10 protein-coding genes are annotated in these 10,142 nt (G+C 66.7%); 9 read left to right on the top strand and 1 reads right to left on the bottom strand.

The window, feature by feature from the left end; genetic code table 11:
* The 6 genes from FNJ47_RS40975 to FNJ47_RS40950 form a co-directional block, all read left to right on the top strand.
* The coding region (locus FNJ47_RS40975) for an ABC transporter permease subunit (protein ID WP_163161841.1) at positions 1 to 401 on the top strand (401 nt) is incomplete at its 5' end.
* Between the two features lie 3 nt (positions 402 to 404).
* Positions 405 to 1,292: an ABC transporter permease gene (locus FNJ47_RS40970; RefSeq protein WP_163161839.1), complete on the top strand. Its 888-nt coding sequence runs from the start codon at positions 405 to 407 to the stop codon at positions 1,290 to 1,292.
* 4 nt (positions 1,293 to 1,296) lie between these two features.
* A complete protein-coding gene (locus FNJ47_RS40965; protein WP_163161837.1) occupies positions 1,297 to 2,370 on the top strand; it encodes an ABC transporter ATP-binding protein in 1,074 nt (357 codons plus the stop codon).
* Positions 2,367 to 2,564, top strand: coding sequence for a hypothetical protein (locus tag FNJ47_RS40960; RefSeq protein ID WP_163161835.1), 198 nt, complete (start codon positions 2,367 to 2,369; stop codon positions 2,562 to 2,564). Before FNJ47_RS40965 ends, FNJ47_RS40960 begins: the two co-directional genes overlap by 4 nt.
* A complete protein-coding gene (locus tag FNJ47_RS40955) occupies positions 2,561 to 3,973 on the top strand; it encodes an amidase (protein ID WP_163161833.1) in 1,413 nt (470 codons plus the stop codon). The genes FNJ47_RS40960 and FNJ47_RS40955 overlap by 4 nt, the downstream gene beginning before the upstream one ends.
* Positions 3,970 to 4,947, top strand: coding sequence for an ABC transporter ATP-binding protein (locus FNJ47_RS40950; protein WP_163161831.1), 978 nt, complete (start codon positions 3,970 to 3,972; stop codon positions 4,945 to 4,947). The genes FNJ47_RS40955 and FNJ47_RS40950 overlap by 4 nt, the downstream gene beginning before the upstream one ends.
* Here FNJ47_RS40950 and FNJ47_RS40945 read toward each other — a convergent pair.
* Positions 4,944 to 5,852 (bottom strand): LysR substrate-binding domain-containing protein, encoded by a 909-nt coding sequence (locus FNJ47_RS40945; RefSeq protein WP_163161829.1) that lies wholly within the window; start codon positions 5,850 to 5,852, stop codon positions 4,944 to 4,946. The genes FNJ47_RS40950 and FNJ47_RS40945 overlap by 4 nt on opposite strands.
* A gap of 109 nt (positions 5,853 to 5,961) precedes the next feature.
* On the opposite strand from FNJ47_RS40945, the gene FNJ47_RS40940 reads away from it, so the two are divergent.
* The 3 genes from FNJ47_RS40940 (at position 5,962) to FNJ47_RS40930 (ending at position 9,988) form a co-directional block, all read left to right on the top strand.
* On the top strand, positions 5,962 to 6,756 hold the full coding sequence (locus FNJ47_RS40940; protein WP_163161827.1) for an acyl-CoA thioesterase domain-containing protein: 795 nt from the start codon (positions 5,962 to 5,964) through the stop codon (positions 6,754 to 6,756).
* Positions 6,757 to 6,905: 149 nt separating this feature from the next.
* On the top strand, positions 6,906 to 8,657 hold the full coding sequence (locus FNJ47_RS40935) for a type I secretion system permease/ATPase (RefSeq protein WP_163161825.1): 1,752 nt from the start codon (positions 6,906 to 6,908) through the stop codon (positions 8,655 to 8,657).
* Between the two features lie 20 nt (positions 8,658 to 8,677).
* Positions 8,678 to 9,988 carry an HlyD family type I secretion periplasmic adaptor subunit gene (locus FNJ47_RS40930; RefSeq protein ID WP_175068488.1) on the top strand — a complete coding sequence of 437 codons (1,311 nt, stop codon included), beginning with the start codon at positions 8,678 to 8,680 and terminating at the stop codon, positions 9,986 to 9,988.
* The last annotated feature ends 154 nt before the right edge of the window (positions 9,989 to 10,142 follow it).

Genomic DNA, 10,142 nt, shown 5'->3' with positions numbered 1-10,142 from the left:
TGGTGCTGCCGGCGGTCACCACCTCGGTGATCCCGATGGGCATCGTCACCCGCACGGTCCGCGCACTGACCGGTGACATCCTGAGCCAGGATTTCGTCGAGGCGCTGCGCGCAAAAGGCCTGCGCGAGACCGAGGTGTTTCGCCACGTCATCAAGAATGCCGCGCCGACCGCGCTCGCGGTGATGGGACTCCAGCTTGGTTACATGCTGGGCGGCTCGATCCTGATCGAGACCGTGTTCTCCTGGCCGGGCTCGGGGCTGTTGCTGAATTCGGCGATCTTCCAGCGCGATCTGCCGCTGCTGCAGGGCACGATCCTGGTGCTGGCGCTGTTCTTCGTGCTGCTCAATCTCCTGGTCGACATCGCGCAGGCCGCGATCGATCCGCGTATCAAGCGGAGCTAGAGCATGAGTGCAATGAGCGATACCGCGTTGCAGGCTGCTCCCGCGACCAAGGCGCGCGGCTATTGGGCGACAGTCGGGCGCCGCATCAGGCGCGACAAGGTCAGCATGGCCTGTGCCATCATCCTGGTGCTGATCTTCGCCTCCGCGCTGCTGGCGCCGTGGCTGCATCTCGCCGATCCCTATCAGGGCTCGATGATCCGCCGCCTCCGCCATATCGGCACGCCGGGTTATCCGCTCGGCACCGACGAGCTTGGCCGCGACATGCTGGCGCGGCTGATCTATGGCGGGCGTCTTTCGCTGGTGATCGGTATCCTGCCCGTCGTCCTCGCCTTCATGATCGGCACTTCGCTCGGCCTGGTCGCCGGCTATGTCGGCGGCAAGCTCAACACCGCGATCATGCGCACCGTCGACGTGTTCTATGCTTTCCCCTCTGTGCTGCTGGCGATCGCGATCTCGGGCGCGCTCGGTGCCGGCATCACCAATTCGATCGTGTCGCTGACCATCGTGTTCGTGCCGCAGATCACCCGGGTCGCCGAGAGCGTCACCACCGGCGTCCGCAACATGGATTTCGTCGAGGCGGCGCGCGCCTCCGGCGCCGGTCCCTTCACCATCATGCGCGTGCACATGCTCGGCAATGTGCTCGGCCCGATCTTCGTCTACGCCACCGGCCTGATCTCGGTGTCGATGATCCTCGCCGCCGGTCTTTCCTTCCTCGGGCTCGGCACCAAGCCGCCGGAGCCGGAATGGGGCCTGATGCTGAACACGCTGCGCACCGCGATCTATGTCAATCCGTGGGTCGCGGCGCTGCCGGGCGCGATGATCTTCGCGGTCTCGATCTGCTTCAATCTGCTCAGCGACGGCATGCGCAGCGCCATGGACATCAGGAACTAGTGCGATGACGGACGCCAATCCCGTAGCCGACATGCTGGAACCGGTCGCCGATATCGGCGGCGCCGCGCAGCCGCTGCTGCAGGTCAATGGCCTGACCAAGCATTTCCCGGTGCGCGGCGGGCTGTTCAGCCCGCGCAAGACCGTACGTGCCGTCGACGACGTCAGCTTCGCAGTCATGAAGGGCGAGACCGTCGGCATCGTCGGCGAATCCGGCTGCGGCAAATCGACCACGGCGCGGCTGCTGATGCATCTGATGACGCGCGACGCAGGCGACATCATCTATGACGGCCGGCAGGTCGGTCCATCGCTCTCGCTGCGCGATCTGCGGCGCGGCGTGCAGATGGTGTTCCAGGACAGCTACGCCTCGCTCAATCCGCGCCTCACCATCGAGGAATCCATCGCCTTCGGACCAAAAGTCCACGGCATGGCCGATGACACGGCGCGGACGCTGGCGCGCGAGCTGCTCGGCAAGGTGGGCTTGCGGCCGGAGATTTTCGCCAACCGCTATCCGCACGAAGTGTCCGGCGGCCAGCGCCAGCGCGTCAACATCGCCCGCGCGCTGGCGCTGTCGCCGCGGCTCGTGATCCTCGATGAAGCGGTGTCAGCGCTCGACAAATCGGTCGAGGCACAGGTGCTCAATCTGCTCGCCGATCTGAAGCGCGAGTTCGGCCTGACCTATCTCTTCATCAGCCACGATCTCAACGTCGTCCGCTACATCTCCGACCGCGTGCTGGTGATGTATCTCGGCGAAGTCGTCGAGCTCGGCCCGGTCGACGCGGTCTGGGACGCGCCGGCGCATCCCTATACCCGCGCGCTGCTGGCAGCCATGCCGTCATCCGATCCCGACAAGCGCACCGAAGTGCCGCCGATTTCGGGCGATCCGCCCAATCCGATCGATCCGCCGTCGGGCTGCCGGTTTCACACCCGTTGTCCGTTTGCGGAGCCGCTCTGCGCAAACGACACGCCAAAACTCAGCGATCTCGATACAATGGGCCACCAAGCGGCGTGCTATATGGCCATTCCTGGCTCGGGGCACAGCCGCGCGCCGGCAAAAGCAAAAGGAGAAAACGCGGCATGACCAGACCCACCCCCAAGGATGTCAAGGTGATCGCGCACGTCGCCGACGTGTCCGCCGACGACGACGTCGCCACCCGCATCGCCAATTCGATCGGGCCGGCATTCGATGGTTTCGCACCGATCGCCGGCACGCTGCCGTTCGATCTCGAACCCGCGAGCTTCCTGCTGGCGCAGATCGCAAAGGTGTCGAAATGAGCTCTGATCTGGCTCTGATGACGCTGACCGCGGTCGCCAAGGCGATTGCCGACAAGAAGGTCTCCTCGCATGAGGTGACGCGCGCCGTACTGCATCGCATCGCGGAATGGCAACCGCGCCTCAACGCCTACATGGCGGTCGAATCCGAACAGGCGCTGGCTGCCGCGACCGAAGCCGATGCCGCGCTCGCCAAGGGCAACAGCCGCGGCGCATTGCACGGCGTGCCGCTGGCGCACAAGGACATGTATTACGAGGCCGGCAAGGTCGTGACCTGCGGCTCGCTGATCCGCCGCGACTTCGTGCCGAAGACGACCGCGACGGCGTTGCAGCGGCTGAAGGATGCCGGGCAGGTCCGGCTCGGCTCGTTGCAGATGGTCGAGTTCGCGTATGGGCCGACAGGCCACAACGTGCATTACGGTGCGGTGCGCAATCCCTGGAACACCGAGCACATCACCGGCGGCTCGTCGTCGGGCTCGGGCTCGGCGGTCGCCGCGCGGCTCACCTTCGCAGCGCTCGGCTCAGATACCGGCGGCTCGGTGCGTATGCCCGCGCATTTCTGTGGTGTCACCGGCCTGAAGACGACCGTCGGCCGTGTCAGCCGTGCCGGCGCGATGCCGCTGTCGCAGTCGCTCGATACCGTCGGTCCGCTGGCGCAGACCGCAGAGGATTGCGCGCTGCTGCTCGGCCTGATGGCCGGCGCCGACCCCGAGGATCTCACCGCGTCGACGCAGCCGGTGCCGGACTACATGGCTGCGACCAGGCAGTCGCTGAAGGGTCTGAAGATCGGCGTCCCGACGGCATTCTATGTCGATGACCTCGATGGCGAGGTGGCGCGCATCCTTGATGAGACGGTTGCCACCCTTAAGAAAGACGGGGCGGAGATCGTCAAGGTCGAGCTGCCCGATCAGCGCCAGCTCAGCGCGGCGTCGCAACTGGTGCTGGCGGTCGAGGCCGCCGCCTTCCACAAGCGCTGGATGATCGAGCGGCTGCAGGATTACGGCGCGCAGGTCCTGATGCGGTTGCAGAACGGCCTGACCATACCGGCGGTCACGTATCTCGAGGCGATGCGCTGGCGTGGCCCTGCGCTCGCTGCGCACAACGCGGCGGTCAGCGGCGTCGATGCGGTGATCGCGCCGTCGGCTCCGGTGCCGGCACCGACGATCGCCGAGAGCGATGTCGGCAACGGCCCGGGCGCGGAAGCTGTGATCCAGCGGCTGACGCGGTTCACCCGTCCGGTCAATTATCTCGGCCTGCCGTCGCTCTCGATTCCAAGCGGGTTCACGAAGACGGGCCTGCCGGTCGGCATGCAGCTGATCGGCCGCTCCTTCGAGGAAGCCGGCTTGCTTCGGATCGGCGCTGCTTTCCAGCGCGCGACCGATTTCCACGCCAGGGTGCCCAGGCTCGCATGACCAATCTCGTCGAGATCAACAACCTCAACATCCGCTTCACCGGCGATCGCACGGTCCATGCCGTGAACGATCTCAGCCTGTCGCTCGGCGAGGGCGAGGTGTTGGGGCTGCTCGGCGAGTCCGGCTCGGGCAAGAGCGTGACGCTGCGCGCGCTGATGCGGCTGTTGCCGCGGAAGCGCACGCAGATCTCCGGCAGCGTTAAGGTGCTGGGCCGGGAGGTGCTGGCGATGGATGACGAGGCGCTGTCCGCATTCCGCGGCCAGACCGTCTCGATGATCTTCCAGGAGCCGGCGCTGGCGCTCGATCCGGTCTACACCATCGGTCGCCAGATCGCGGAGACGGTGATGCGCCACGAGGGCAAGAGCGAGCGCGACGCCACGGCGCGGGCGCTCGAAATGCTCGAAGTGGTGCGGATCCCCTCCGCCAAACGTCGGTTGGATTCCTATCCGCACGAGATGTCGGGCGGCATGCGCCAGCGTGCGATGATCGCCCTGGCGCTGGCCTGCAAGCCGAAAATCCTGCTCGCGGACGAGCCGACCACGGCGCTCGATGCCACTGTGCAGATCCAGATCCTGCTGCTGCTGCGCGAGCTGCAGCGCGAGTTCGGCATGTCCGTCATCTTCGTCACCCACGACATCGGCGTCGCCATCGAGATCTGCGACCGCGTCGCGGTGATGTATGCCGGCCAGATCGTCGAGCAGGGCGCGCTGCGCGACATCGTGCGCACGCCGGTGCATCCTTATGCGAAGGGCTTGCTGGCTTCGACCATCCACGGTGCGATGCGCGGCCAGCGGCTCGAGACCATTCCGGGCACGCCGCCGTCGCTCGACCAGGCGCCGGCGAGCTGCTCCTTTGCACCGCGTTGCAAGTTTGCCGAGCCGCGCTGTAGCGAGAGCCTGCCGCCGAATGTGCCGGTCGCGCCCGGCCACCAGGCGCGCTGCGTTCTGGCGGAACCCAGCGTCGCGACGGCCTAGCTCGCCCGCGCGACCGCGTCGGTGATCCAGCGCCGCACCGCTGATATCCGCCGGTCCCGCGCCTGCTCGGTCCGCGAGACCAGGTAGATCGTCTCGCTCTGCGCAGGCTCGAACGCAAACGGCGCCACCAGCCGCTTGCCGAAGCCCGGCCGCGCCTTGATCAGGGGTGCCAACGCCAGCGCCACGCCGAGCCCGTGCTCGGCGGCCTCCAGCATCGCCGGCACGCTGTCGAGCCACAGATGCCCGCGCGGGGCGAGATGCGGCAGGCCGGCCTCCTTCAGCCAGGCCGGCCACGCGCGCGGCTGCGTCGTGACATGGATCAGCACCTCGCGCGACAGGTCCGCGGGTGTTCGAAGACCCGCTTTGAGCAGCGCGGGCGTACAGACCGGCAATCCCTTGACCTTGACCAGCGGCTCGACCTTCAACCCGGCGGCATGTTCCCGCCCGTAGCGGATCGCGACATCGACGCGCGATCCGGTGAAGTCGGCATATTGATGGGTGGCCTCGATCCGCAGCGTCAGTTGCGGATGGCGCCGCTTGAACTCCGGCAGCGCCGGCAGCAGCACGGCGCTGGTGAAGAACGGCAGTGAGCTGATCCAGAGTTCGCCGCTGGCCTCGCCGCGTTGCCGCAGCATGTCACGGCTTGCCTCCTGCAGCGTCGCCAGCGCGGCCGACACTCTTGCAAGGTAGCGCTCGCCGTCCGCGGTCAGCCGCACCGCGCGCGCGCCGCGCACGAACAGCCTGGTGCCGAACTGCTGTTCCAGCCCGCGGATCTGGTGGCTGATCGCGGACGGGCTCAGCGACAGGTCGCGCGCGGCGCGCCGGAAGCTGAGCTGGGTGGCCGCGCGCTCGAAGGCCAGCAGCGCCGTCAGCGGCGGGATGACCCGCGGGTCGGGGGCGTCCAACGGGTGAATCCTGTTCACCTCGAGTGATGAATGGCCTTTTGTCATGGTCGATATTCATGGATCAGATTGCGCAAACGCTCAATCCTGCTCACCTCAGGAATTCCCCGCCTTGGCCATCTTCGAACCTTCAGCCACGCCCCATCACTGGAAACCTGCCGCGCTGGCGGCGGGGCCGTTCGCGGGCTTCCAGGGCGGGGCGGTTGCCAGCCTCTTGACCGCCGAGGTCGAGGCCATGGCGGGCGCGCGCAACTGGGGCACGGCGATATCGGCGGCGGCCTGGTTCCTGCGGCCGACGCCGATGGCGGACTTGCGCACGCAAGTCTCTGTCGTGACCGAAGGCGGCCGGGTCAGCGTCGTCGACAACACGCTATGGCCGGCAGGCGAAGAGCAGCCCTGCGCAACGGTCCGCGTGACGCTGTCGCGCGAACGTGCGGTCGAGATCCCCGGTTTTCATGGCAGCGCCGCCGCCCGCGTCGATCCGACGGTGTTTCCGTTGCGCAGCCCGCACGCCGTCCATGGTCGCAGCTGGTTCATGGACGCGATGGAAGCCCGTGCCGGGGACGATGTCGCGTGGTTTCGGATGCACCATAGCGCGATTACGGACGCCGGCCCGCTGTCGCGCGTGCTCGGTCCTGCCGATTGGACCCACGGCATCGCGCGCCCGGTGCAGAATGTGGTGGCCGACCCCAACCCGAACCTTGCAGTGCAACTGTTCAGGCCGCCGCGGGGCGCGTGGGTCGGCGTTCGCGCCGAGGCGCGCTGGCGGGCGGAGGCCGGGCTTGGCGTTGGCAGCGGGGTACTGTTCGATGTCGAGGGCGAGATCGGCCGGGTCTCGATGTCGGTCATTCTCGTGCCCTTTCCGAGAAGCGCGCCCGCCTCAGGCGCGGGTTCCGCGGCCGGTTAACCCTAATTATTCCGTCAACTGTTTGTGGGATCACAAAAATACGGCGCGAACCATGCTCTGCTTGGCGCGACTTGAAATGGACGATGATCGCAAACGCCTGTACAACGTGGTGATCACGTAACTCTTTTCTTTTGCAGAGATCGGTTTTCATGGCAGTCGCGCCCGCTGTCCGGCGTTCCGAACTGGCTGAGGCGCTGCGCGCATGCCGCAGTGCCTTCATCGGCGTTGGCCTCATCAGTTGCATGATCAACCTGCTGTATCTGACAGGCTCGATGTTCATGCTCCAGGTCTACGACCGCGTGCTGCCGAGCCGCAGCGTTCCGACCCTGGTCGGCCTCGTGGTCATCGCCGCGGTGCTCTACATCGCCCAAGGTATGCTTGATCTCCTGCGCGGACGAATCCTCGGCCGTGTCGGTACCTCGCTCGACGAAGCGCTCAATGCGCGTGTGTTCGACACCATCGTGCGGCTGCCGCTGATGGCTGGCAATCGCAGTGAGGGCCTGCAGCCGCTGCGCGATCTCGACAATGTGCGCTCCTTTCTCGGCAGCATGGGCCCCGGTGCATTCTTCGATCTGCCCTGGCTGCCGTTCTACATGTTGATCTGCTTCGCATTCCATTGGCTGCTCGGCGTCACCGCGCTGGTCGGCGCCATCATTCTGGTGACGCTGACGCTGATCACCGAATACATGTCGCGCACGCCGGCCAAGGAAGCGATGTCGCTCGCCGCTCGCCGTAACGATCTCGCCGCTTCGAGCCGCCGCAACGCCGAGGTGCTCGTGGCCATGGGCATGGCCGGGCGGATGAACAAGCGCTGGAACGAGGCCAACGAGGAATATCTGTCGGGCAACCAGCGTGCGAGCGACGTGACCGGCGGGCTCGGTGCGGTCGCCAAGGTGCTGCGCATGATGTTGCAGTCGGCCGTGCTCGCGGTCGGTGCCTATCTCGTGATCCACCAGGAGGCCACGGGCGGCATCATCATCGCCGGGTCGATCCTGAGCGCGCGGGCGCTGGCGCCGGTCGATCTCGCGATCGCGCATTGGAAGGGCTTCGTCGCCGCGCGGCAGAGCTGGCAGCGTCTCAACCGCCTGCTGCAACAGATGCCGGCACGCCCCGCGCAGACGCTGTTGCAGGCGCCGGTGAAGAAGCTCTCGGTCGAGGCCGTGACCATGGTCGCGCCGGGTGACCAGCGCGCCATCGTGCAAGACGTCACCTTCGCCGTCGAAGCCGGCAGCGGCGTCGGCGTGATCGGCCCGAGCGGTTCCGGCAAGTCGTCGCTGATCCGGGCGCTGGTCGGCGTCTGGGTGCCGGCGCGCGGCAAGGTGCGGCTCGACGGCGCCGCGCTCGATCAGTGGTCCTCGGACGAGCTCGGTCGCCATGTCGGCTATCTGCCGCAGGACGTCGAACTGTTCGCCGGCACCGTCGCGCAGAACATCTGCCGGTTCGATCCCGACGCGAAATCCGACGGCATCATCGCGGCGGCCAAGGAGGCCGGTGTGCATGAGATGATCATCAAGATGCGCGAGGGCTACGACACCCAGGTCGGCGAGCAGGGCACGGCGCTCTCCGCCGGCCAGGCGCAGCGCGTCGCGCTGGCGCGTGCGCTCTACGGCAATCCGTTCCTGATCGTGCTGGATGAGCCGAACTCCAACCTCGACAGCGAAGGCGACGAGGCGCTGACCCGCGCGGTGCGCGGCGCCCGCGAACGCGGTGCCGTTGTCATCGTGGTTGCGCACCGGCCGATCGGCATTGAGGGCGTCGACCAGCTGCTGGTGCTCAAGGACGGCCGCATGCAGACCTTCGGGCCGAAGGAAACCGTGCTCGCGCAGGTGCTGCAGCGTGCCGCGCCGCCGGTGCCCACGCCGATCAAGATCGTCGCCGATGCGGGGGCGGCCAAGTCATGAGCGACCGCATGAGCGACCGCATGACCGATCAACCGCGTAACGCGCATGCTTCGATCAGAAAGCATCTCGTGGTCGGCCTCGTCGTGGTCCTGGTTCTCGGCGGCGGCGTCGGCGGCTGGGCCGCGACGGTGCCGATCTCGGGCGCGCTGATCGCGCCGGGCTCGGTGGTGGTCGATACCAACGTCAAGAAGGTGCAGCATCCGACCGGCGGTGTCGTCGGCGAGATTCTGGCGCGTGACGGCGACACCGTCAAAGCGGGCGACATCGTCGTGCGTCTCGACGAGACCGTCGTCAAGGCGAGCCTTGCGATCGTGGTCAAGACGCTGAACGGTCTCTACGCGCGCGCGGCCCGGCTCGAGGCCGAGCAGCAGGGCCGCGACAAGATCGTGTTTCCGCCGCAGCTCCTCGAGCAGGCCAAGGATCCCGACGTGCGGGACATCATGACCAGCGAAACCAAGCTGTTCGAAGTGCGCGTCAACGGCCGTACCGGCCAGAAGGCGCAGTTGCGCGAGCGCGTCACCCAGCTCAACGAGGAAATCTCCGGCCTGCAGGCGCAGGAGAAGTCCAAGGACAAGGAAATCGAGCTTGTGAACACCGAACTGGTCGGCGTTCGTCAGCTCTATGATCAGCACCTGGTGCAGCTGACTCGCCTGACCACGCTGGAGCGCGATGCCGCCCGGCTGTCCGGCGAGCGTGCGCAATACATCGCCTCGCGCGCCCAGGCCAAGGGCAAGATCACCGAGACCGAGTTGCAGATCATTCAGGTCGACAAGGACATGCTCGCGGAGGTTTCCAAGGACTTGCGCGAGGCCAACGACAAGATCGGCGAGTTCGTCGAGCGCAAGGTTACCGCTGAAGACCAGCTTCGCCGTGTCGACATCCGCGCGCCGCAGGACGGCGTGGTGCTGCAGTCGACCGTCCATACCGTCGGCGGCGTCATCACCGCGGGCGATGCGATCATGATGATCGTGCCGAAGGCCGACGATCTGTCGGTCGAGGCCAAGGTCAACCCGCAGGACATCGACAAGCTGCAGGTCGGACAGAAGACCATGCTGCGTCTCTCCGCCTTCAACCAGCGCACCACACCCGAGCTGAACGGCGTTGTCACGCGGGTCTCCGCCGATACCACAACTGACCAGCGCACCGGTCAGAGCTATTACACCATCCGCGTCTCGATGCCGCCGGGCGAGGTCGCGCGTCTCGGCAGCGAGGTGAAGATCATCCCGGGCATGCCGGTGGAGGCCTTCGTCCAGACCGGCGACCGCACCATGATGTCATACCTGATGAAGCCCTTGCACGACCAGTTCATGCGGTCGTTCCGCGAGAAGTGAGTTTTCCTCGCGGGGCTCTCTCCTCGGGTCGTCCCGGCGAAAGCCGGGACCCATATGTGGACGGCCCCCGTGGCACAAGAGCTTTCTGGTGAGATCGGATCGCTTGCATCCATATGTCCGGCCTGTTGAGTGCGATCGGGTAGACCGCTGGCCA

Source organism: Bradyrhizobium uaiense, assembly GCF_010811875.1.
GTDB classification, from domain to species: Bacteria; Pseudomonadota; Alphaproteobacteria; order Rhizobiales; family Xanthobacteraceae; genus Bradyrhizobium; species Bradyrhizobium uaiense.
This window is presented reverse-complemented; position numbering and strand designations above follow the sequence as displayed.